Here is a 22,480-nt window from a genome sequence, read left to right as displayed (position 1 = left end):
TTAGGTAAGTTCCACTTCGTCCCATGCAATCTCACCGCATTGAATTTATCCAGTAACGCAACACCTACATCAGCAGATACGGCTTACAGTACTTTGATTTAATTTAAAATGGGCGAACCGTATAGGGACCAATCCAATTTGTTAAAAACCAACCTCCCAAAAGCATCAAAAATAAGTGCTGATCCCGAAATACCATGTAGCGGTTCTTGAAGCTGGATTGTTCAAAATATCCTGCTGCCATTGGTATCTGTAATTAATCCTTAGAACGGTCTGGGGTGATGGCCTGAAGCTCAAGGCAGGGGTCAAAGCGAATAGGTCATCTCCAATATCCGTATTGGTCTGGGCAAACTTTCCGATATTGTAATCCACATAATCCGTTCGGAGCGACAGGTTCAGTATTGCCTCTTCCCAATCGAGTATTTTCGTTTTTAACACCGGTTGGATAATATCGACAAAAAAGCCCGCTTGTTGATTTCCAAATTGCTGTGTGAAGGTATCCGGTACATCCACCCAAATGTAGGCCATCTCACCAATAAGCCCTGTTCCGGTTTTGTTGATGGTCGTATTTAGGTCTAAAGCCAGTACATCGACCCGCCTTGATCCAGTGTCAACTTGAAGGCCGTCTATTTCCTTCCTGTTGTACGCGCCTCCCATATAAGAGATACCCAGTTCTCCTATTTTACGATGTTTAATTGCCAATTTTCCATTTAAGAGCGGGCTCCCACTAAAATTATCCTCAAATCGCGCAGAATTTTCCTTAACAGCCGCTAAAAAAGTTCTTTCTTCTTCGTTATTGATAATGCTTGTGTCAAAACCATTGGTCAGATACGCTTCATATCCCAAAGTCCAATCTCCCTTGTATGCCTTTCCGTATATGCCGAAACCAGCATTGGAGAAAGTGGCGGGCAACAAATTGGTACTAACATCCGGCCGCTCTACAAACTCCCATTTCGGACCGTCGTGATTTTGATTAAATGAGCCTATGGGATTCAATACAATTCCCCCTCGAAGGTTAAGTAGGGGATGTAGGGCGATATCCATCGAGGCGAACTCAATGGCAATTTCCTCGGTTCCGTTTTCAAATTCCAGCTCAGTCAAAAACTTAATGCGCTTGGATATGGAAGCCGAAACGAAAAGTGTCAATCGCCTGGCCTGAAAAGAGAGCCCTTCAGACAATCCATCCTCAATGCTATAGATGGAGTTCGCCTCCAGATAACCTCCCAGATTGACGGGAAATTTGTCGAAAGTCAAAAATGGACGGTCATAAACCGCATCCATATTCATCGATGTCTTGGTACTGTCTTTATACTTGATTTGGGCGCTAATGGTCGAAACGCAAATATGAACCATGAAAAGTACAGCGCATATTTTAGGAGACATGTACATAGATATTTTCATTATCGGTTGTTATTGCGAATGACTTCAAGTTTTCTTCTGCAGGCCCTTGCAGAACGTGACCCAAGCGGTCAAATTCACTACCATGACAAGGACAATTATATATACCTCCGCCAATATTGAGTTCACAGCCTCGATGGGTACATTGCATTAAACTGGCCGTATAACCTTGATTCTGAGTTTTGAATATGCCTATGGGATATTCCATGGAATCGCTTTGGATGACCACAAAATCACGCTCTATTTGTTTCCCTCCTTTTATCTGTTCAAACTCACTCTTTGAAATCCTCAACACTCCTTCTTCCGTTATGAAGGAGGCATAGTACAGGCCCGCACAGCTGTGGAGAAAAAAGGTGGAAGCTGGGAGGGCTGTGGCTAGATACCCTAAACGTTTAATGAAATCCTTCCTGTGCATCTATAGGGAGTTAATGAATTTTATCAATTGTGACTTTTCTTCTGGTGCTAATGAAATGTACCGGGCCTTTGAATTATTTGCCTCGCCCCCGTGCATTTCTATGGCTTCCTCAATACTTGAAGCCCTTCCGTCATGTAGCAGGAACATTTGTCCGCCTTGGGAATTGGCGGATAGACCGATTCCCCATAGCGGTGGAGTTCTCCATTCGGAGGTCTCAACATTGCCCTCTGTGAATCCATCATCAAGGCCAAGGCCCATATCATGTAGCAATAAATCCGTATAAGGATGAAACTCCTTGAAAGACAGGGATTTAATGGGAGAATAACCTGTTGTCAGGGTCGGTGTGTGGCAGGCAGCACATTGTACCGATTTAAAAAGCTCTTTTCCGGCAATAACATCTGGATCCATTTGGTTTCTTGAAATAGGAGCCTTAAGGGTCTTAAGGTAAAACACCACGTCGTTCAAAGTTTTGGTACTTATCTCCGGATCTACTTCGAGGCCACTGAACGGGTCAATGGGGTCGAAAAGGGAGGTTATCCCAATGTCTTGATTATATGCACCTACGGTTTGATGCAACAAATCATAGCTGTTGGCCTTCTTCCCAAACCTGAAGATATAATTGTCTCCCTGTGGAACACTGTTTTCCCGAATCTTTGTGAATTCGGGAGTAAGATTATAGTGTGGCCGTCCGCTAATTCCATCTCCATCTTCATCCATTGGGTCGGCCAAGGCCATGATTTCCTCATCAGGGACAGCATCCAAGAGGCCCAATCCTGTTACCGCAGGTGCCACTAAAATGGAAAAGGGCACACCGTGGGGCACGGTTTCAGGTTCAAAACCGGGTAAGGCCTTATTTTGAATTTGGTTCCTGCCATCGCCGATAGTTGGCATTGCAGATAAATCCAAATCATTATTGCCAAACCTAATTAGTTGATTGAAAGGATGGCCCTTGCCATCCCCTGAATGGCAGCTAACACAGCTAGTCCCTACAAATAAGGGGCCGAGGCCATTTTCAACAGTAAAGACGTCATCGTTAAAAGCTATGTCGCCAGCCAAAAACCGTTTTTGCTCGCTTATGGACAGGCCATCGATAGGCCCATCCAACAGATCAAATTCCATTGGTTCTTCGGGTCCCAAATTTTCACAGCCACAAAACAGAAATACTGATAGTCCAACGAAAACAAAAGCTATTTTAGACATTACTGTTAATTAATTTATGCTAATATAATTAAATTTTTAGATATGTCTAAATTATTTAATATAATGCAGAAAATCTTTGAAATGTTTATACCATTAGGTTAAGGAAATAATGTTATAGCAGCGAATGATTCCTTCAAGTTGACCAAGTGGTCTAAATCAACTTCATTTTCGAGACTATCTTCATTTAGCGCTAAAACTAAGTGTTTGATGGAAGTGTATTTTACGCTCGCTGGAACAACTAATACCGAGCAAGTTGTTGTACGACTTACTTTTTCACTTACCGTGCCTAAAAAAATTATTCGATTGATGAGTCTGCGCCTTTAGCGCACATTATTATCAAATCGGCTTTCTCATCTTTTGCTGTTTGATAAATGACAACTACGGTGGTGCCAAAATCAACAAAACTTTTGTAGTCCTTAGATGCTAAATCCAGAAAGCTTCCGAGATAATCCTTGAGTTTTTGTTTATATAATTTTTACTGGGATTCTTGGGTTCTCGAAACTGGAGCGGCCATAGCTGCCATTCCTATGGGCGTGCTCGATGGATATGCCACTGAGCAGGTGTGTACAAAAACAATTTTCGTTTTTAGTTGCTTCGATAGACCCATAACATAGTTTATCGTATTATTCGCTGCACGGGTAAAATCTATCGGCACCAAAATTGCCGTAGTTTTCATATTACTTTTGTTTTTATTATTACTTAAAAAGAAGGTAAAAGAAATATAGAATAGCATCTATAAAGTAAATGACAAGTAATACAATAAACATAGCAGCAAATATCAAAATACAGGAAACTTTATCCCGCTTTGCTATTCCAATACTCTTGGGTTTTTTGTCTTTTTTTGTTTGCCTTCTCTCCCTTCTATTCTTAGACATGGTCAATATTTTAGATGGTCTATTCACCTTTTATTCAGCGCCTTATTCATAGAATCGCTCTTTTTCTAGCGTAAAGGCTTGTAAAGCAAAATACTATACGTTCATCGACATGCAGGTAATGTTTGTGGCCACTTCCGGGCTGGCGGTAACGATGACAATGAATGCCACCCCTGCCAAAGCGGTAAGCCCCCATTGTTTACGCAGCATCTTTAAAGGTGTCAACAGTTTGTCCGCACCCCAATGTGCCGCCCAAGCTGCCAATCCTAATACTACTACCCAAAGCCAAATATTCATTTTTATTATTGATTTATTTTTTTCTATTTCAAGGTTTACTTAAAGCTACTTCGACAATTTTAAAATTCTTATTGCACCACGCATCACAAACGTGAAAACGATGCCGCCAATTACTAAATCGGGCCATTTACTATTCAGAAAATAAACCAGTATCCCTGCTGCTATAACACCACCGTTAACAATGATATCATTGGACGTAAAAATGGCACTTGCCTGCATATGGGCTTCTTTGCTCTTGGTTTTGTTGATAAGCCAGAGCGATATCAAATTACCTACCAATGCGAAAATCGAAACGATAATCATCCATTGGAACAAAGGTGTTTCGGTATCGCTGAAAAACCTTCGCAAAACCTCTACAAACCCAAGTGTTGCCAATGCCATCTGAAAGTATCCGCTGAATTTTGCGACCTTCTTTTTTCTGGAAATGGCACCGCCTACCGCGAATAGGCTTAGCGCATATACGATGGAATCTGCCAGCATATCCAACGAATCTGCTATAAGTCCCATTGAGCCAGATATCCAACCAGTGGTCATTTCGATAACGAAAAAGCCAAAGTTGATGCCCAAGACCCACCAAAGGATTCTTTTTTGTTTGGATTGGTCTTCCATTACGGGTGGTTCGGCTTCTGTGGTTCCCTCAAAGGAATCCCCAAGTTTTAAGCTCGCTATAGACATTTGTATCGCCTTGATATCGTCCACGTGATATACTTCCAATTTTCTGTTGGGAATATCAAAGTCCAAATATTTTACTTCGGCATAAGACTCCAACTTCATCCGAATCATCTGCTCTTCTGAAGGGCAGTCCATTTTACTGATTTTAAAAGTGCTCTTGTTCATTTATATACTACTGAATTAATTGTCCTCAAGTGCTTCATTTGTTTATGCGACTCTATATACCTTTCCAAGAGTGACTTCAGGTTATCCAAATAGTCCACGAACGAGTTGACCGAAATCTCGGGTGTTTCGCAATCAGGAATGGTAATAGGGTTTTCATCGAGATATTGGTATAGTTCAGGATAGTCCTGTTCAATTCTCAAAGTTAATTCGTTAATTTCCTTGGTCAATTGCTGAAGCTTTTTCATCCTTATTGTTTTTTCCTGCATTTTTCACATATTCCTTTCAAAACCAAGTTCACATCGTTCACTTCATAATCATCTGGCAAGCTATCTTCCGATATTTTATTTGGTAAACAGATTGTTTTCCTACAAACGGTACAATGAAAGTGCATATGTAAATCTGTACCGTATTTACCTTTGGCATTTTCATCAGAAATCGCATATTTTGACACCCCGACACCATCATTAATCTGATGAATCAACCCTTTATCCTCAAAAATCTTTAGATTGCGATAAAAGGTCGTTCTGTTGGCTGTTTTATTGGTTTCGCTCTTTTGAACAAAGGCTTTTTTTAAATCGGAAAAGGACACTGCACTTTGTTTCCTTTTCAGGAACTTGTATATCTTCGACCTCATTTGAGTAGGGCGAATACCGTGATATGATAATATTTTTTCCGTTTTGGTCATTTTAACCTTGATTCAAAAGCAACCCTTTTTATTAAATTTATTTTTTATAGGCCAAAAGTCTTAACGCATTAAAAACCACAAGTAACGTTGAGCCTTCGTGGATGACCACTGCAATACCGATATTGGCCCAACCCATAATGGTCGATGGGATAAGCAATGCCACAATACCGAGGCTTACCCAAAGGTTTTGCTTAATAATGGTCTTTGCCTTCCTGCTCAAACCTATGGCAAAGGGCAGGGTTTCCAGTTTATCGGCCATTAGGGCAATGTCAGCTGTTTCCAATGCTACATCACTGCCCGCAGCACCCATTGCGATCCCTACGGTGCTGTTTGCCATTGCAGGGGCATCGTTCACACCGTCGCCTACCATTGCGACTTTGGATTCCTGTTCTTTTAATTTTTTAATGGCATCAACCTTTTCCTCCGGCAACAGGCTTCCCCAGGCATCGGTCAACCCAATTTCTTTAGCAACGGCATCGGCAACCTTTTGATTATCCCCGGTTAGCATTATCATCCGTTTGATGCCGATTTCCTTTAATTTTTTCAGTGTTTCCTTGGCCGCTTCCCGTGGGGTATCCATCAGGGCGATGATACCTATATATTCTTTGTTCCTTCTTATGAGCATTGTGGTATTTCCACCACCTTCAAGTTCTTTTACTTTATTCGATATTTCTTCGGATGGTATTGCTTCATCGAGGTCTTCGTACAAGTCAAGGTTTCCAATATAGATTTTATCCTTGCCAAAGGACGCTTTGATACCTTTTCCTAGAACCGCTTCCAAATCTGACGCATCGGTAATATCAGTACCTTTCAGACGCTCTTTCCCATCCCTTACGACGGCTTTGGCCAAAGGGTGGTCGCTCAAGTTTTCAACGGCAACGGCTATCTTTAACAGTTCATTTTCTTCAATATTTCCCAGTGGTACTACTTCGGTAAGTTTGGGCTTGCCTTCGGTAAGCGTGCCCGTTTTATCAAAAGCCAAAGCGGTAATGACCCCTAAATCCTCAAGTGGTCGCCCACCTTTGATAAGTACACCGCCCCGTGCTGCCCGTGCCACACCGCTTAATACCGCACTTGGTGTTGAAATGGCGAGTGCACAGGGGCTGGCAGCTACCAATACTGCCATTGCACGGTAAAAACTGGCACTAAACGGTTCATCAATGACCAAAAAGGCAAAGAGTAGGATACTAACCAATATCAGTACGGATGGTACAAAATATTTTTCAAACTTGTCGGTCAACAGTTGGGTAGGGGATTTCTGGGTCTGTGCCTCGTTGACCAATTTGACCAGTCGGGACAGCGTAGAGTCTTTGGCTTCTTTGATTACCTTTATTTCCAGAGTATTATTACCGTTGATAGTTCCAGCAAAAACGCGGTTTTCGTCCTTGATATCATCGTCTGCTGAATAGTCCTTGCCCGTATCTTCCACAGGAATTTTGTCCACAGGTACACTTTCCCCTGTGATAGGTGCTTGGTTGACACTGCTTTTTCCTTTGACCACAACACCATCGGCAGATATTTTACTGTTGGGCTTGACCACAATGATATCACCTATAATTAATTTTTCAATCCCGACTTCTTCTGTCTTGCCATCTTTTTTGAGCAATGCCGTTTTTGGTGCCAAATCTGCCAGTGCCGCAATGGACTTTCGGGCCTTTTCCATTGCATAATGTTCAAGGGCGTGCCCCAAACTAAACAGGAACAATAACAATGCACCTTCTGCCCATTCTCCCAGAATGGCGGCACCAATGGCGGCAACCAACATTAAGAAGTCAATTTCAAAACCGCCTTTGGCGACGGTCTGTACTGCTTCCTTGGCCGTAAAGAAACCACCGAAAAAGTAAGCGCCAATGTATAAAGTAAGACTGACCCAATCTGGGATGGATTCCACATAGGAAAGGCCGAAACCTATTCCGAGAAGTGCCCCACAGATAATGGAAAAAATGAGCTCCGTATTTTTACCGAAAATACCACCGTGGGCGTGCTCTTCTCCTTCCTCGTGGGTCTCGCCTTCTTTGTGCTCGTGTCCCTCTGTGGAAGTTTGCTCTTTAGTCTCTTCCTTCTTTGAACGCTCCTGTTTTTTGGATGCTTTGGTGTAATCATTTTCGTTTGAAGCACTGCGTTGAACCTGAAGGTCTTCCTTTTCAATTTGTTTGCTTATTTCATCAAAATTTGTTTGCTTTTTATCAAACTCAAGTCGTACCATTCCAGAGCCTGAAACGGAAGCTTCCAAAACTCCATTGATTGCCAAAAGGCTTTTCTCTATGGAACGAGCCTGTCTTGTGTGTCTGATTCCTTTAACTTCAATGAGCAAATGCCCGTATTTTTCGGTAATCTCGGCACCAGTACTTTCGGCGAGGGATTGAATGCGGTCGATGGAAATGATATCTGGGTCATAATGAAAACAGAGCTGTGGCACATTAGCTCCGTTTGCATCGGCAATGTGCACTTTTTCGATGCCCTCTTTAGCTTGTAGTTTTTGAATAAGCCTTTCAACACAAGAATCTTTTTCGTTTGGAACTTGCGGAAGGATGACCGATATTTTTAGTTGTAGTTTTTCCATTTTTTATTTTTATTTTATCCACTCTTTGGCATCGTCTTTTTCTTCGGTCTTATAAAATTTTATATGAGCTTCTGAAAAAGGAAGCAATACCTCGGTAAATTGCTCTTGCCATTTAACGCTACCCACCAAAGCAACACGCTTTAAATGCTTTTCATTCGGAAGATTTAATTCAATACCCTTCCAATAGGCACTTACCGTCCAGCCTTCAAAATTTTGCATTTCAATATACCAGAACACTTCCTGATATGCATTTATGTGTTCTGTTAAGACCGGTATCAAGTTTTCATAATCCTTGGCATCCAGCTTATTCTCTGCTACCATATATACAGTAGCCTCTTTTTTATAGATTGTTATCATTGCTCATTATTTAAATGATAATTGAATTTAAAAACCAAAGGTTTAATCCAAATTGCCACTGCATTTTTCGCAGATACCCTTTACCACCAAGTTAATGTCCTCCGTGATATAGCCATCAGGCAAGTTGATGTGAGGGATTTTATGCTCTATTAAACAGACCGTTTCATTACAATTGTTGCAATGAAAGTGCAAATGAAGGTCGTTGCCGACCTCGCATTCACAATTTTCTTCGCAAAGGGCGTATTTTATAATTCCCGTACCATCCTCGATTTGATGCACAATACCTTTTTCTTCAAACGCTTTCATAGTCCTAAATAGAGTACTTCTTTCACTGACCTTAAAATCCTTTTCCAAGTCGCCAAGGCTGATGGCAACATTCAACTCTGCCAACCGCTTATAGGTCATAAGGCGCATTGCAGTAGGCCGTATTCCTTTGCTTTCTAAAAATTGAACTATTTTTTCCATTTGTTCAGAAAGAGGTTTACAGGTCGTAACGTTTTAAGGAATCTCCTGTTTTAATCTGAAAGGCATCTTCAATATTTGCTATATAAATAATACCATCTCCAGGCCCGTCGGTTTTGGCGTTGGCTATAATTGTTTCAATGGCCGCTTGGGCTTCCTCATTTTGACAGACCAATTCCAATTTTACCACAGGACTATCTGTTACGTGAAAATCTAGCGACGGTCTTGCACCTTTTGCCTTGAATGCGCCCGTGCCTTCTGCTTGTGAAAGGGTCATACTTTCAAATCCATTGTCAGAAAGTGCTTCAATGACTCTTTGGATTCGGTTCGGTTTTATAAATGCTTTTATTTCTTTCATCTGTTGATATTTATTTGTTTTTTAATGGTCATATGTAATTACTCACATCGTTTTTATTTTATTTAAAGGTGTTCGTGAATCTCTGATTTCGCCAATCAACATTTCGGTTGGTATCCAAAATTGTTGTGGCTCATTTCATATTTTAAATTTTTAATCGATTTTGAACCGAGCCTGTTTTTCTAATTTTTAACTAACTAATTAAGACGATAAACAAACTCGGACTCAAAACCTTTGATTATTATTGAATTAATGTCCGTGTTCCAGTTCGCCCTTAACCATTTCCGAAGACAGGTTATAAGCTCCGTTTATGACCACTTTGGCATCCTTTGAAACTTCAGCAGGAAGATTGACTTCAACAAAACCTAAATCGGTAATACCAACCGTTACGGGTATCATTTTGAATTTCATTTTGTCAGATTCCATTTCCTCATCTTCATCCAAAATGAAAATGAAGGATTGCTCGCCTTCCTTTATAATGGCGGCTTCCGGTACGGCAAAACCCTTTTTATCGCCCTGCACTATGCGCCCTTCCACATACATACCTGGCAAAAGGTTTTTATCCTTGTTTTCTATATCTGCAAGAACTTCCAAAGCTTTTGGGTCAGACTCGAAAGTTTTGCCTACAGACCGAACGGTGGCCTTAAGCAGTTCATCTGGGCGAGAGGCCGTGGAAAAATATATCTGTTGCCCTTGCTTGATTTGCTTTATGTCCTTTTCATATACTTTGAAGTTGACATAAATTTTTGAATTATCGCTTATTGAGAACATTTTGGATTGTTGTGCCACGTAATCGCCAAGGCTAATCATTACTTCATCCACGTAACCACTTATGGGCGTGGTAATGGGAACAGCGGGATATATTTGGCCTTCCGCCACTTTGTCTGGGTTAATTCCCAACAGTCTCAATTGGGACCGCAAACCATTGACGCTGGATGTTGTAGAACGAAATTTTGACTGTGCCATCTGAAATTCCTTACCAGAAGAAACGCCTTTATCATAAAGGGTCTGCTTACGTTCAAAATCCTGTTTCAAAAACACCAGTTCGTCATTTTTTTCCTGATAATCCTGTTGCATTGCAATGATATCTGGGTGTTCTATATATGCCAGCACCTGACCTTTGTTTACGTTATCTCCAGGGATGACTTTTATGGAACTCACATTTCCACCAACAAACGGGCTTATGTTCGCCTTGTCCTGTGGGAAAAGTTCCAGCGTTCCTGTTACCTTAATGTTGTTCCCTAAATTACGTTCCTCCAAAGGTTTCATTTCCAAACCAATGGTTTCGGCCTGTTGCTTTGTGAGTTCCACAACACCTTCTTCCTCACTATGACCTTCTTCTTCTCCTTCATTGTGGCCTTCCTCGCCGTGTGCATCTTCTCCAGCTTCATTGGTTTTTGATACGCCTTCGGCTTCGTTATGCCCAAGTTCAGATTTTGGAGCATCATTACAACTCATAAACATAAGTGTAAATAATACGGTGCTTACTAATAATATATTCTTCATTTTTCTTTTTTTAAGGTTATAAATTGCCCAATTGATATTGCATATCAATGGTCTGCTGGTTAAACTGATTGATGTACTGTAAATGATTTTGTTTTATCCTGATGGCACTGTTGAGAATCGTGATGTAATTGACATAATCTATTTCGCCTTCCTTGGATGCCAATTGCGCTGTGGTAATTTGTTGTTCTGCCAACAATAGTGCGCCTTCTTCGTAATATTGCAAAATCTTCTTTGTCTTTTCAAGAGATTTGGCCAACTGCGACACGCGACTTTCTGTAACCGCCTTTTGCTCCAAATACTGATTCTCTGCTACCATTGCGTCTGCCTTGGCTGCCTTTACCCTTGACTTCTGGGGAAAAAACCACAACGGAATACTAATACCTGCCTGATAGGTGTTGAAGCCTGACACTTCATCTACTACTTGTCTTCCATAGGAAAAACTGAATTTCGGTAGGAATTGTGATTTCTCAACACCCACGTTTGCTTTACTTACTTCGGCATTTTGTAATGCATATTGCAACATTGGGTTATTGGCCACCGAAATGGAATCCAATGTCGCCATAAAATCCAATGTTTTGTATGGTTCACTAATGGTCTCAATGGATTCATCGGTTCCTAAATATTGTTTTAAGGCGCGCTTGGCAATTTCAATATCATCAAAGGCTTGTTGCCTTAATACTTGAATCTGTTGAAATTCGGAAGAGGCTGAAATAAACTCCAATTTACCTGTTTCTCCCGTATCATAGCGAAGTTGGGCAGCGGTCTTAAAATTGGCATAAATACTGTCCAATTGGTCTGCAAAGCGCAACTGTGCCTTATAATAATTAATTTGGTCATACGCCTGCATCACATTACGCACCAATTGTTGTTCACTGGCCACATAAAACTTTTCTCCCAAGGCAATACGCTCTTTGTAAAACTTCGATTTTGAAAAACCGGAAAGCAAATCAATGTTGCTCTGTTGTACACCAACGGTTGTCTGCACTCCAGGAAGATTATTTCCATATTCTTCTTTGCCCGTGAAAACTTGAGTGCTACCAAGGTCAAAACTCGTTCCCTTTAGTGCCTTTTCCCGTTCAATAAATGCTTGGCTTTCTTTAAGTGATGGATAATTCTGTTTAGCCACAGCAATGGCCTCATCAATGGTCAAGGTCTTTGGGATTGTACCATCTTGATTGGTGTCTTGGGCAAATGAAGTACTAGAAGCCATCAAACCTCCAACCATCAAAAATATGGTTATAATATTCGTGGATTTGTTGATATAGCTTACATCGCCATCATTTTCTTTCTTTTCTTTTCGTGATTCAAGCCAATAGTATAATACGGGAAGGACTACAAGCGTTAAAAAAGTAGCTGTAAGCAATCCTCCAATAACAACCGTTGCTAAAGGTCGTTGCACTTCCGCGCCACCAGAGGTAGAAACCGCCATTGGGATAAAGCCCATAATGGCTGCGGTTGCCGTCAATAAAATTGGGCGTAAACGCTCGTGGGTGGCTTCGTATATTCTGTCTTTTAAGTTTGTCATTCCACTTTCTTTTAATTCATTGAATTTGTTTATCAGTACCAATCCGTTTAAAACTGCAACCCCAAAGAGCACGATAAAGCCAACACCTGCGGAAATGCTAAAAGGCATTCCTCTTATCCAAAGAGCAAATACGCCACCAATGGCCGCCAAAGGCACTGCCATATAAATCATTACCGATTGTGAGAATGAGCTCAAGGCAAAATAAAGCAATATGAATATTAAGAAAAGTGCAATAGGCACTACAATCATCAATCGGTCAGAAGCACGTTGTAGGTTTTCGAACGAACCTCCGTAGGTTACAAAATAACCAGGTGGCAATTTTACTTGTGTTTCCAGTTTTTGCTGTATTTCCTCGACCATCGATTTTACGTCACGGCCACGGACATTGACCCCTACTGAAATACGACGGGAGGTATTGTCCCTTGAAATTTGCATCGGTCCGGGTTTATAACTGATTTCCGCCACTTCCTTTAATGGTACTTGCGCTCCATTTGGTAAATCGATATAAAGATTTTTAAGGTTGTTGATGTCTTGTCTAAATTCCTTTGCCAATCGGATAACCACATCGAACCGTTTTTCGCCTTCAAAAATTACACCTGCTTCTTCTCCTGCAAAGGCGGCACTTACATAATCATTCAATTTATCCACGGTTACACCGTATTGTGCCATTTTTGCGCGATTGTATTCCACCGTCATTTGAGGTAAGCCACTTGTAGCTTCCACATTGAGGTCAGCCGCTCCGGGTACAGTTCTAATGACCGCAGCGATTTCCTGTACCTTGTCTGCCAAAACGCCCAAATCTTCCCCATATAGTTTAATGGCAACATCTTCTCGGACACCCGTCAATAATTCATTAAAACGAAGTTCTACAGGTTGGGTAAACACGAAATTTACGCCTGGAACAACTGAAATTTTTTCCTGTATTTTTTCGATAAGTTCTTCTTTGCTGTCTGCTGAAGTCCATTTGCTCTTATCTTTTTCAAGAATGATATAACTATCCGCAATGTCCATAGGCATTGGGTCGGTTGGGATTTCGGCAACCCCAATTCTTGAAATTACTGTTTTTACTTCTGGAAATTCATTGATTAAATTTTGAAGTTTTTTTGAAGCCTCGATGGACTCCGTAAGACTGCTACCTGGTTTTATCAACGCTTGAAACGCAATATCGCCCTCATCAAATTTTGGGATAAATTCGCCACCCATATTGCTGAAGATAAATCCTGCGATTAATAGTAGGGTAACTGCACCTAAAAGGATACCAGCCTTAAAGCGAAGTGCAAAATTGAGCAATGGCACATATCCTCTGTTTAGCCCAGACATTATTTTATCACTGAACCTATCAATCCTGTTTTCAAACTTGGCAAACCAACCATTTTGGTTCTTTGCTGGTTTCAGGAACATCGACGAAATCATTGGGACGTAAGTAAGACAAAGGATAATCGCTCCCAACACCGCAAATCCGAAGGTAAATGCCATTGGACGGAACATTTTTCCTTCAACGCCTGTTAAGAACAAAATGGGGGTAAATACAATAAGGATAATCAATTGTCCGAAAAATGCCGAATTCATCATCGTACTGGCCGATTCGTAGGCTATTTCATCCATTTCAGATTGACCAATGGCGGTTGTGGTTTTTTTCATCCGCTGATGGATATGGAATACCATTCCTTCTACAATGATTACCGCACCATCCACGATGATTCCAAAGTCGATTGCACCCAAGGACATTAAATTTGCCCACACCCCAAATTGTTTCATCAAAATAAATGCGAATAGTAATGATAATGGGATTACCGAAGCTGTAATCAAACCACCACGGAAGCTTCCCAACAATAACACCAAAACAAAAATCACAATCAGCGAACCTTCAATCAAGTTTTTTTCTACGGTACTTGTGGTTCTTCCAATCAATTCACTTCGGCTTAAAAACGGTGCTATATATACACCTTCCGGCAAGGATTTTTGTATTTCATCAATACGGTTTTGTACATTTTCTATCACAGTACCAGGGCTTTCGCCTTTAAGCATCAAAATCTGTCCGCCTACAGATTCGTGACCGTCTTGGGTAAATGCACCATAACGCACTTGGTTTCCGTAACCCACTTTTTCGGCAACGTCCCTTACCAAGACAGGGCTTCCATTTTGAGTGGTCACAACCGTGTTTTCCAAATCGGCGATACTTCGAGCCAGCCCTTCGCCACGGATAAAATTGGCTTGGTGGTTTTTTTCAATGTAAGCACCACCGGTATTAGCATTGTTCACTTTAAGAGCTTCAAATACCTGATTCATTGTAATGCCAAAACTTTTTAGTTTATCAGGATTAATGGCAACTTCGTATTGTTTTACATAACCTCCAAAGGCATTGACCTCGACGACTCCGGGGACTAACGCCATTTGGCGTTTTACAATCCAGTCCTGTATGGTGCGAAGCTCCATGGCATCATATTTGTCCTCATAGCCTTCTTTTACTTTTAAGGTATATTGAAAAATTTCGCCCAGACCTGTTGTTATGGGAGCCATAAAAGGTGTGCCAAAACCTTCGGGGATTTCTCCGGCAACTTCGGTTAATTTCTCTTGTACCAATTGCCGGGGAAGATAAGTGCCTGCCTCGTCCTTAAAGACAATGGTAACTACAGAAAGACCAAAACGGGACACCGAACGTAGTTCGATAACGTCAGGTAGATTTGCCATTGCCAATTCTACGGGATAGGTAACAAATTGTTCTATATCTTCAGTACCTAAATTTGGGGCAACGGTAATAACTTGTACTTGGTTGTTGGTAATATCTGGGACAGAACCCAAATTTATAGTGGTCATAGACCAAATACCTGTACCAACGAGTGCCACTATAAAGAGTCCAATAATAAATTTATTATTAATGGAAAATGAAATGATTTTGTTAATCATAGAAAATGTATTAATTCAGTTTAAAACTTACGGTGCGAATAGATGCAACGTATTTATAAAGCAATGCCTACTTTGAGAAACATCACGTTAGGATATAGCTATCCTTAAAAAAACTGAATTATACTTGAGGGGGTTGAAAAAGGGATTCCAGATATATGGAATTGAAGTTGACAGTATATGAATTAAACTGCTCTTTATCTTCAAACTTTAATCGATTGGTTAAAGCTGAATTGTTGTTCTTAATAATTAATACTAAAGGATGACAACATTGATTATGGGAATGAACTGGTGTATTCTCCTTATCTGGGTTATTATGATGCCCTTCATTTTTTGCATCATTGTCAATGTAATCTTCAACTACGTATTCAACGAAAGAATCGCCATAAAATTTATGGTCTTGATAATGGGTAATGATGTTTGAAATTTCTTTAATTGGTCCACAAAAGTCCATATCTATGCTGATTCCCTGAAAAAAGAATAAAATAGACATTGATATGGAAAAGAATATTTTCATAAAGTTTGACAAAGATACAAAAATTGAGATGCACAGGTTGTGCAAAGAAATTATCATTATATTTTGTAATGTGAAACATTACCTCTCAAATTTTGATTAAAACATTCACTCAACATCCTGTATAATTCAGGATGTTTCTTTTTAAGCAAGTCCGGACGTTCAAAAAAATACTCTGAAGCAACCGCAAAGAATTCAGCTTGATTAGTGCCACCATATTTTCTGATATCAGAGTGGTTATCATTTATCGCTTCCATTTCTTTATGGATTAAGTTTAACCAAGGTATGGCATATTGATGTTCCATTAGCCGCTCTGGCACACCGTCTGTTCTATCGTCCAACTTATCTATAAGGTGCACAAATTCGTGTATGCCAGTATTACTTTTATCCGTTGTATTTTTAAAGCCGTGATACAATGCTTTTTTGGAAAGTATCATCTGTTTCTCGAACCTTCCATTACCAACTATTCCACCAATATTCCGTGAGTTATCCTTACTGCTGAATTGCATATCCTCATTAAAATTATCTGGATATAAAAGGATGCCGCTTAAATTGGTGTAATGCCACTCTTTGAAGCCAAAAACTGGGATTACTGCACTTGCTGCAATTAAAATCTTATCCAATTCTTCCAATTCAAACTGCACAGCATCGATATAGACCTCACTTAAAAATTGCATCATTTTTTGCTGAAAAATAAGCTGCCTATCTTTTGAAAGGTTTCTATAAAACAGCACATTATCCATCAGTAATTTGTGCCAATCCTCTGGAAATGGCTTTACACTATGGCGTTTCGCTTTTCTATAAAAATGAACAGCAAAGAGAACAATAACAACTGAAATTAAAATGTAAGCCATATTAAAAAAACGTATTAGTCTACAGGTTCCGCCTTAAATCCTACTTTTTGCAAAGTCGATTTTACGTCTTCTTCGGTTGCACCATCGCTTTCAATGGTTAGGATTTTATCAGGATTAGAGGTATCTACTTCCCAACTTTCTACACCTTCTTGTTTGTTTAAAAAAGGGGTTACTTTTGATACACACCCACCACAATTGATATTTGTTTTAAATTTTAAAGTTTTCATAGTATTAAATTTATTTATTATTAAAGTTTTACTCGTTTTAATCTTAAGCTATTTGCAACTACAGATACACTACTGAATGCCATTGCTGCACCTGCAATCATAGGGTCCAATAAAAACCCATTTACGGGATAAAGAACTCCTGCTGCAATTGGGATACCAATGATGTTATAAATGAATGCCCAGAATAAGTTCTGACGTATGCCCAGCACGGTCCTCTTTGATAGTTCCAATGCTTTGGGGATGGATTGTAAATCTGACGTTATCAAGGTCATTTTTGCGACGTCCATTGCTATATCCGAACCCTTACCCATTGCAATACTCACATTAGCTTGCGCCAAAGCGTGCGAATCGTTGATACCATCACCTACCATTGCTACTATCTTCCCATCTGCCTGTAATTTTTCGACAAAAGTTGCTTTGTCCGAAGGCATTACTTCGCCTTGGTAATTTGTTATTCCTACTTGTTTTGCAACAGCTGATGCGGTTTTATTGTTATCTCCCGTGAGCATATAGACCTCGATGCCCCTTTCTTGAAGCATAGCTATAGCTTTTTTTGAAGTTTCCTTTATCTTGTCTGCAATAGCGAGTATCGCCAGCACTTGATGTTCGTTACCAAAGAATATGACCGTTTTTGCTTTCTCTTCGAGACTTTCTGCTGTTTGCATTAAAGTAGCGTCGATTTGAATATCTTTTTCGACCATTAGTTTATGGTTGCCTACATAATATTTTGAACCTTTCTCTGATTGCGCCTTTACACCTTTTCCGGTAATGCTTTCGAAGGAAGTAATTTCTGCTTGTTCAATATTTTCTTCTTTCAAATGATTGACGACCGCTTCTGCCAAAGGATGTTCTGATTGTGCTTCGATAGCCAAAAGAATTTCCTTGTATTCCTTTTGATTTTGAAGTTTATCCTTCCAGAGTATATCGGTTACCAGTGGTTTTCCTTCTGTAATCGTACCTGTTTTATCAAGGATTACTGCATTCACTTTATAGCCGAGTTCTAAACTTTCGGCATCCTTTATCAGAATATTATTTTCGGCTCCCTTGCCGATACCTACCATTATGGCGGTAGGTGTTGCCAAGCCCAAGGCGCACGGACAAGCGATAACCAACACAGCTACAGAGGTCAATAAGGCTTGTGAAAAGCCATTATCGCCTCCTACAGACATCCAGACAATGAAGGTTACAATTGAAATACTCAATACCACAGGAACAAATATACCGGCAATCTTATCGACCAGTTTTTGAACGGGTGCCTTACTACCTTGCGCTTGCTGAACCATTTTAATGATTTGGGAAAGCAGGGTTTCCCCGCCTACTTTTTCAGCGGTAAACTGAAAGCTTCCTTTTTGATTAACGGTGCCAGCGAACACCTTTTCCCCTTGGGATTTCTGAACTGGAACGGGTTCTCCCGTAATCATACTTTCATCTACATACGAGCTTCCCTTGGAAACTTCGCCATCCACGGGAATCTTTTCTCCGGGACGCACCAAAATGGTCTGACCCACCTGTACAGATGAAATAGGAACTTCCTTTTCTTCCCCATTCTCAATAATTTTAAGGGTTTTTGGTTGAAGACCCATTAGTTTTTTGATGGCTGAAGAGGTATTGGATTTTGCCTTTTCTTCCAATAGTTTCCCCAAGGAAATAAAGGTGATAATCACGGTAGCCGCTTCGTAATATACGTGAGGTTCGATACCGCGACTTAACCAAAATTCAGGAAAGAACGTATTGAATACACTAAAGATGAAAGCGATTCCGGTACTTAAAGCCACCAAGGTATCCATATTTGCTTTACCGTGTTTGGCCTGCTTGAAGGCATTGATGAAAAAGCTACGCCCGAACCAAAAAAGAATGGGAAAGGCCAATACCAATGAAATCCATTTGCCTGGTTCCCATTGCATATAGAACATTCCCAACACAAAAATGGGCAGCGTAAGTATCGCCGACCAGATGGTTCGGCTTTTTATGTCCTGATAATGCTTTTGCTGAAGTTCTTGTTGTACTTCCGAAGGGTCTCCGGCATCAATTATAATATCGTAACCGACCTCACGAAGTGCGTTTTGAAGTTGATTTGGACTCAACTCCTTGTCATATTCCACAAGAACGGAACTATTGGCAAAATTAACACTTGCATCAAACACACCTTCCGTGTGTTTTAATACAGATTCAACACTTGCTGCACAAGATGCACAAGTCATTCCCGTAACAGGGAATGATTCCTTTATTCCTTTTTTAGTATTCTTTTCTTTGGTTTCAAATATGTTGATTGTCTCCATAAATCCGTTCTTATTTGTATGTTACAAATTTCAGGATTAAAAGACTGTAATGTGTTACGTTATATGCTGAATGATTTGTAGAATTTACTCTTCACGAATTATTACTACCAATTGGAATAATTTATGTCTCTTATAATCATAATGGGGACGTGTCTATCGGTCTTTAGTATTTGTAATCAAATACCCTTTTGATTGGATGACCTTTTTTATCTCATCGATATTCGTTTTAGTGGTATCAAATTCTATAATTGAAGTCCCTTCTTCAAAAGACGTAGATACATTTGTAACCCCGTCAATTTTATTTACAGAATGGTTGATATTTTCTTCACAACCAGAGCATACCATCCCTTCAATATTCAACTTTACAGTTTGAATATGTGTATTGTTTGTTGCAACAATTCCTTTTGTGGCCATTGGGTGAAATATTTGAGGATAATAAGAAACCAATGTCATTACAACAACAAACGCTGTAACCAACCACAAGTAGAATTTCGACTTAAAAAATGATGGTTTATCAGTTTCACAGTTGTCACAATCGTCCACTCTCTTTTTTTTATAAACTTGATAAAAAGCCAATCCCAATGACAAAAATGCTATGGCCAATAGATAAGGTTTCAATGCAATAAGCCAAGAAAAATAGACAGAACTCCCACTAATACCAACTACACTTGTAAGTAGTAAAGGACCCCAGCAGCATAGTTTAAGGGAAACTGCTGAAAATACAGCAGTACCCATAGATGCTTTTTTGTTCAATTTGGTAAGTGCCATACCTAACAACTTCCTATTCCAGCATTTACCAAATCATCTTTTGTGATTTCGATGTTGGTGCAGCAATTCAGTAGTTTTCCGTTAACAGCAATGGCAGGAACTCTTGTAACCCCATATTCCTTCATTTTTGAAACACATATTTTACTTTCGCATTGCTCAGACAGATTATGAAGTATGATTTCGCAGTCCTTTCCTGCTGTCTCTTTTACTAATTGCACCACAGGCTCGCATACCGGGCAACCTGCTGTAAAAATCTCGATTTGTCGTTTCATCTTATTTAAGTTTAAATTAATAATGGAACAAAGATGAGAACGTGAGGTAGGGGGTCACCAAACTTTTTTTAACCTTTTTTTTCGTTGTAGTTTTTTAATCTGGTTTCAATAGTTTGGATTTCTTTTAAGCGATTGGTCAAATCGGATAATTCCAAATTGGGGAATTCACTTTTTAAATATTCAATTTTATCTTCATTGCCACAATTTCCTGGGCAAGAGTCCACGGCCTTTACAATTCCAATAGCAAGTGCTTTTCGATAGACTTCATCCAGCAGTAAGTAATGTGCTTTTTGAATCCCCTTATCAATGGATCTGAACTGTATGTTTATTTGTTCGGGGTCCTTTCCTTCATCAAGCATTTTAACAATGCCGTTTATTTGACCACTCAAAGTTTTTAATCTGGATTTAATATCCAAGATTAAATCAGTAGGTAATTTGTACTGTTCTCCTTTCATAACTCAAACTTAACTCGCGCAGCAACTTAATTTGGAAACATCTTTCCCAAAGGTAATCGCTGCCAGTTTAACAGATTCTCCTAAAGTTAAATATGGATAAAAGCTTTCTGCTAAATCTTTTACAGTGATTCCAAATTTAATAGCCATACTCAATTGTTGTATCAGTTCACCACCTTCAGGTGCAACTACTCTTGCGCCTATTAATTTATCGGTTTCAGTGTTGCGTATCAGTTTTATGAACCCTCTGGTATCTTGAGCTGCCAAGGCTCTTGGAACGTGAATTAAATCAAGTTTACTTACTTCAAAAGGAATTTCCTTTTTTTCTGCTTCATTTTCATCTATACCTGCTCCTGCGATTTGAGGGTCTGTAAATACTACCCAAGGTAATGATGAATAATCAATACTTGTTTTTGTTGATGAAAACGCATTGTGCACTGCTGTACTACCTTCGGTTGCTGCTGTATAAACAAATGCCGGTGTAATGGTGACATCTCCTACTGCATAAATATTGGAAATATTGGTTTCCATTTTTTCATTTACAATAATATGGCCGCTTTCTGTTAACTTTAGGCCGATATTCTCAAGCCCTAATTTAGAGGTGTTAGGCTTCGTCCCTGTAGCCACCACAATATGTCCTTTTTCAACAATTTGAGTTGTGGAACCATCAGGACAATTACAATGAATAATTGTATCGTTACCTTTCTTTTCAAATTTAAACGCTCTAAAGTTTGGAAGGATTTCAATCCCTTCACTTTTCATTTGTTCTACCAAAACATCTGTAATATCTTTTGTTTGACTGCGTAATGGCCTGTCGGTAAATTCAATGATACGTACTTTTACACCCAATCTGTTGTAAGCCATCGCAATTTCCAAACCAATATAACCAGCTCCCATTATGGTTAAGCTTTTTGGTTTTTCTTCTAAATCGAATAAAGAAACATTCGTTAAGTAGCCTACTTTATTCAGTCCTTCAATACTTGGAATGTTTGTTGTCGCTCCTGTTGCTATAATGATGTTAGCTGCTGTGTATGTATCTTTTCCATTTACAAGAATGGTTTTATTATCTACAAATTCTGCCCAACCTTTAAGCATTGTTAAGTTTTTGAAATCACTTACCACATCCATATATTTATGTTGTTGTAGTGTGGAAACTAATGCTTTCTTGTCTTTTATAATTTGAGTAAAATCAATGTCTGCTCCTTTAGGTTTTATACCCTTAAAATTGGAATGCGTAGCGAGACGTACCGTTTCGGCAGCCCGAATAAGGTTTTTAGACGGTACACAACCCACATTTACGCAAGTGCCACCAAAATCTAATCCTGCATTTACCATAAGTGTTGTGAGCCCTAAACCTTCAGCTTTAATGGCTGCTGAAAATGCAGCTGAACCACCACCAATAATTATTAAATCGAATTGATTTTGGCCTTTGGAATTTACAGCGGAAACCTCTTCCTCGTCGACATTATTTACAACCGAATAATCACCAACGCTGTTTATAGCATCTATTACATTTGCCTTACTCATCTTATCAGCATCAAAATTAAATTCGCCTTTTCCGGTTTCGTGGTTAACTGTGGAACTTAAAACTCCTTCAGTTGCGTTCATATCCTTTTCGATATGTGTTGCACAACCTTTACAGGTCATACCCTCGATTTCCAATGTAATGGTTTCTCTATTTTGAGGCATTTTGATTTTCATTTTAGCTGTATTTTTCATTGAAATCGGTACTGTTTACTTA

General features: G+C 39.7%; 22 protein-coding genes. All 22 read right to left on the bottom strand.

Features of this window, described 5'->3' with window-relative positions:
* Window positions 1–165: 165 nt before the first annotated feature.
* The 22 genes from D0S24_RS15225 to merA all read right to left on the bottom strand — a co-directional run bounded on the left by D0S24_RS15225 (window position 166) and on the right by merA (window position 22,458).
* Window positions 166–1,380 carry a hypothetical protein gene (locus tag D0S24_RS15225; protein ID WP_220377773.1) on the bottom strand — a complete coding sequence of 405 codons (1,215 nt, stop codon included), beginning with the start codon at window positions 1,378–1,380 and terminating at the stop codon, window positions 166–168.
* Window positions 1,370–1,810 carry a ubiquinol-cytochrome c reductase iron-sulfur subunit gene (locus tag D0S24_RS15220; protein ID WP_031442555.1) on the bottom strand — a complete coding sequence of 147 codons (441 nt, stop codon included), beginning with the start codon at window positions 1,808–1,810 and terminating at the stop codon, window positions 1,370–1,372. The genes D0S24_RS15225 and D0S24_RS15220 overlap by 11 nt, the downstream gene beginning before the upstream one ends.
* Window positions 1,811–3,010 carry a di-heme oxidoredictase family protein gene (locus D0S24_RS15215; RefSeq protein WP_117020686.1) on the bottom strand — a complete coding sequence of 400 codons (1,200 nt, stop codon included), beginning with the start codon at window positions 3,008–3,010 and terminating at the stop codon, window positions 1,811–1,813.
* 475 nt (window positions 3,011–3,485) lie between these two features.
* Window positions 3,486–3,686: a hypothetical protein gene (locus D0S24_RS15210; RefSeq protein ID WP_031442553.1), complete on the bottom strand. Its 201-nt coding sequence runs from the start codon at window positions 3,684–3,686 to the stop codon at window positions 3,486–3,488.
* Between the two features lie 292 nt (window positions 3,687–3,978).
* Complete coding sequence (locus tag D0S24_RS15200) at window positions 3,979–4,179, bottom strand: sodium:calcium exchanger (protein ID WP_117020685.1); 201 nt, start codon at window positions 4,177–4,179, stop codon at window positions 3,979–3,981.
* Between the two features lie 45 nt (window positions 4,180–4,224).
* Complete coding sequence (locus D0S24_RS15195) at window positions 4,225–5,016, bottom strand: cation transporter (RefSeq protein ID WP_040460578.1); 792 nt, start codon at window positions 5,014–5,016, stop codon at window positions 4,225–4,227.
* Window positions 5,013–5,261, bottom strand: coding sequence for a hypothetical protein (locus D0S24_RS15190; RefSeq protein ID WP_040460583.1), 249 nt, complete (start codon window positions 5,259–5,261; stop codon window positions 5,013–5,015). The genes D0S24_RS15195 and D0S24_RS15190 overlap by 4 nt, the downstream gene beginning before the upstream one ends.
* A gap of 2 nt (window positions 5,262–5,263) precedes the next feature.
* Complete coding sequence (locus tag D0S24_RS15185) at window positions 5,264–5,701, bottom strand: Fur family transcriptional regulator (RefSeq protein ID WP_008992767.1); 438 nt, start codon at window positions 5,699–5,701, stop codon at window positions 5,264–5,266.
* A gap of 37 nt (window positions 5,702–5,738) precedes the next feature.
* Window positions 5,739–8,264 carry a heavy metal translocating P-type ATPase gene (locus tag D0S24_RS15180; RefSeq protein WP_008992768.1) on the bottom strand — a complete coding sequence of 842 codons (2,526 nt, stop codon included), beginning with the start codon at window positions 8,262–8,264 and terminating at the stop codon, window positions 5,739–5,741.
* Between the two features lie 9 nt (window positions 8,265–8,273).
* Complete coding sequence (locus D0S24_RS15175; protein WP_008992769.1) at window positions 8,274–8,621, bottom strand: STAS/SEC14 domain-containing protein; 348 nt, start codon at window positions 8,619–8,621, stop codon at window positions 8,274–8,276.
* A 42-nt stretch (window positions 8,622–8,663) separates the two neighbouring features.
* Entirely contained in the window at window positions 8,664–9,086 is a 423-nt protein-coding gene (locus D0S24_RS15170) for a Fur family transcriptional regulator (RefSeq protein WP_117020684.1), read from the bottom strand.
* A 16-nt stretch (window positions 9,087–9,102) separates the two neighbouring features.
* Window positions 9,103–9,441, bottom strand: a complete 339-nt coding sequence (locus tag D0S24_RS15165; protein ID WP_117020683.1) for a P-II family nitrogen regulator — start codon at window positions 9,439–9,441, stop codon at window positions 9,103–9,105.
* A 246-nt stretch (window positions 9,442–9,687) separates the two neighbouring features.
* Entirely contained in the window at window positions 9,688–10,944 is a 1,257-nt protein-coding gene (locus D0S24_RS15160) for an efflux RND transporter periplasmic adaptor subunit (RefSeq protein WP_117020858.1), read from the bottom strand.
* 16 nt (window positions 10,945–10,960) lie between these two features.
* Complete coding sequence (locus D0S24_RS15155; RefSeq protein WP_117020682.1) at window positions 10,961–15,376, bottom strand: CusA/CzcA family heavy metal efflux RND transporter; 4,416 nt, start codon at window positions 15,374–15,376, stop codon at window positions 10,961–10,963.
* A 118-nt stretch (window positions 15,377–15,494) separates the two neighbouring features.
* The gene (locus D0S24_RS15150) at window positions 15,495–15,890 is read right to left on the bottom strand and encodes a hypothetical protein (RefSeq protein ID WP_251795801.1); all 396 of its coding nucleotides are present in this window, start codon (window positions 15,888–15,890) and stop codon (window positions 15,495–15,497) included.
* Between the two features lie 56 nt (window positions 15,891–15,946).
* Window positions 15,947–16,741, bottom strand: a complete 795-nt coding sequence (locus D0S24_RS15145; protein ID WP_117020681.1) for a zinc-dependent peptidase — start codon at window positions 16,739–16,741, stop codon at window positions 15,947–15,949.
* Between the two features lie 14 nt (window positions 16,742–16,755).
* The gene (locus tag D0S24_RS15140) at window positions 16,756–16,968 is read right to left on the bottom strand and encodes a heavy-metal-associated domain-containing protein (protein WP_009778930.1); all 213 of its coding nucleotides are present in this window, start codon (window positions 16,966–16,968) and stop codon (window positions 16,756–16,758) included.
* A gap of 20 nt (window positions 16,969–16,988) precedes the next feature.
* The gene (locus D0S24_RS15135; RefSeq protein ID WP_117020680.1) at window positions 16,989–19,247 is read right to left on the bottom strand and encodes a cation-translocating P-type ATPase; all 2,259 of its coding nucleotides are present in this window, start codon (window positions 19,245–19,247) and stop codon (window positions 16,989–16,991) included.
* A 153-nt stretch (window positions 19,248–19,400) separates the two neighbouring features.
* Window positions 19,401–19,982, bottom strand: a complete 582-nt coding sequence (gene merTP / locus D0S24_RS15130; protein ID WP_232514112.1) for a mercuric transport protein MerTP — start codon at window positions 19,980–19,982, stop codon at window positions 19,401–19,403.
* Window positions 19,983–20,017: 35 nt separating this feature from the next.
* Complete coding sequence (locus tag D0S24_RS15125) at window positions 20,018–20,287, bottom strand: thioredoxin family protein (protein ID WP_093978493.1); 270 nt, start codon at window positions 20,285–20,287, stop codon at window positions 20,018–20,020.
* Window positions 20,288–20,355: 68 nt separating this feature from the next.
* Complete coding sequence (locus D0S24_RS15120; protein ID WP_008992792.1) at window positions 20,356–20,742, bottom strand: metal-sensing transcriptional repressor; 387 nt, start codon at window positions 20,740–20,742, stop codon at window positions 20,356–20,358.
* Window positions 20,743–20,751: 9 nt separating this feature from the next.
* Window positions 20,752–22,458, bottom strand: coding sequence for a mercury(II) reductase (gene merA, locus D0S24_RS15115; protein WP_181938115.1), 1,707 nt, complete (start codon window positions 22,456–22,458; stop codon window positions 20,752–20,754).
* Window positions 22,459–22,480: the final 22 nt, after the last annotated feature.

Source organism: Arenibacter sp. P308M17 (genome assembly GCF_003426735.1).
GTDB lineage: Bacteria > Bacteroidota > Bacteroidia > Flavobacteriales > Flavobacteriaceae > Arenibacter.
This window is presented reverse-complemented; position numbering and strand designations above follow the sequence as displayed.

What these genes read in the sequence shown, in the direction of transcription:
- D0S24_RS15225 (WP_220377773.1), bottom strand. Translation starts at nt 1,380, where the DNA reads ATGTCTCCTAAAATATGCGCTGTACTTTTCATGGTTCATATTTGCGTT.
- D0S24_RS15220 (WP_031442555.1), bottom strand. Translation starts at nt 1,810, where the DNA reads ATGCACAGGAAGGATTTCATTAAACGTTTAGGGTATCTAGCCACAGCC.
- D0S24_RS15215 (WP_117020686.1), bottom strand. Translation starts at nt 3,010, where the DNA reads ATGTCTAAAATAGCTTTTGTTTTCGTTGGACTATCAGTATTTCTGTTT.
- D0S24_RS15210 (WP_031442553.1), bottom strand. Translation starts at nt 3,686, where the DNA reads ATGAAAACTACGGCAATTTTGGTGCCGATAGATTTTACCCGTGCAGCG.
- D0S24_RS15200 (WP_117020685.1), bottom strand. Translation starts at nt 4,179, where the DNA reads ATGAATATTTGGCTTTGGGTAGTAGTATTAGGATTGGCAGCTTGGGCG.
- D0S24_RS15195 (WP_040460578.1), bottom strand. Translation starts at nt 5,016, where the DNA reads ATGAACAAGAGCACTTTTAAAATCAGTAAAATGGACTGCCCTTCAGAA.
- D0S24_RS15190 (WP_040460583.1), bottom strand. Translation starts at nt 5,261, where the DNA reads ATGAAAAAGCTTCAGCAATTGACCAAGGAAATTAACGAATTAACTTTG.
- D0S24_RS15185 (WP_008992767.1), bottom strand. Translation starts at nt 5,701, where the DNA reads ATGACCAAAACGGAAAAAATATTATCATATCACGGTATTCGCCCTACT.
- D0S24_RS15180 (WP_008992768.1), bottom strand. Translation starts at nt 8,264, where the DNA reads ATGGAAAAACTACAACTAAAAATATCGGTCATCCTTCCGCAAGTTCCA.
- D0S24_RS15175 (WP_008992769.1), bottom strand. Translation starts at nt 8,621, where the DNA reads ATGATAACAATCTATAAAAAAGAGGCTACTGTATATATGGTAGCAGAG.
- D0S24_RS15170 (WP_117020684.1), bottom strand. Translation starts at nt 9,086, where the DNA reads ATGGAAAAAATAGTTCAATTTTTAGAAAGCAAAGGAATACGGCCTACT.
- D0S24_RS15165 (WP_117020683.1), bottom strand. Translation starts at nt 9,441, where the DNA reads ATGAAAGAAATAAAAGCATTTATAAAACCGAACCGAATCCAAAGAGTC.
- D0S24_RS15160 (WP_117020858.1), bottom strand. Translation starts at nt 10,944, where the DNA reads ATGAAGAATATATTATTAGTAAGCACCGTATTATTTACACTTATGTTT.
- D0S24_RS15155 (WP_117020682.1), bottom strand. Translation starts at nt 15,376, where the DNA reads ATGATTAACAAAATCATTTCATTTTCCATTAATAATAAATTTATTATT.
- D0S24_RS15150 (WP_251795801.1), bottom strand. Translation starts at nt 15,890, where the DNA reads ATGAAAATATTCTTTTCCATATCAATGTCTATTTTATTCTTTTTTCAG.
- D0S24_RS15145 (WP_117020681.1), bottom strand. Translation starts at nt 16,741, where the DNA reads ATGGCTTACATTTTAATTTCAGTTGTTATTGTTCTCTTTGCTGTTCAT.
- D0S24_RS15140 (WP_009778930.1), bottom strand. Translation starts at nt 16,968, where the DNA reads ATGAAAACTTTAAAATTTAAAACAAATATCAATTGTGGTGGGTGTGTA.
- D0S24_RS15135 (WP_117020680.1), bottom strand. Translation starts at nt 19,247, where the DNA reads ATGGAGACAATCAACATATTTGAAACCAAAGAAAAGAATACTAAAAAA.
- merTP (WP_232514112.1), bottom strand. Translation starts at nt 19,982, where the DNA reads ATGGGTACTGCTGTATTTTCAGCAGTTTCCCTTAAACTATGCTGCTGG.
- D0S24_RS15125 (WP_093978493.1), bottom strand. Translation starts at nt 20,287, where the DNA reads ATGAAACGACAAATCGAGATTTTTACAGCAGGTTGCCCGGTATGCGAG.
- D0S24_RS15120 (WP_008992792.1), bottom strand. Translation starts at nt 20,742, where the DNA reads ATGAAAGGAGAACAGTACAAATTACCTACTGATTTAATCTTGGATATT.
- merA (WP_181938115.1), bottom strand. Translation starts at nt 22,458, where the DNA reads ATGAAAAATACAGCTAAAATGAAAATCAAAATGCCTCAAAATAGAGAA.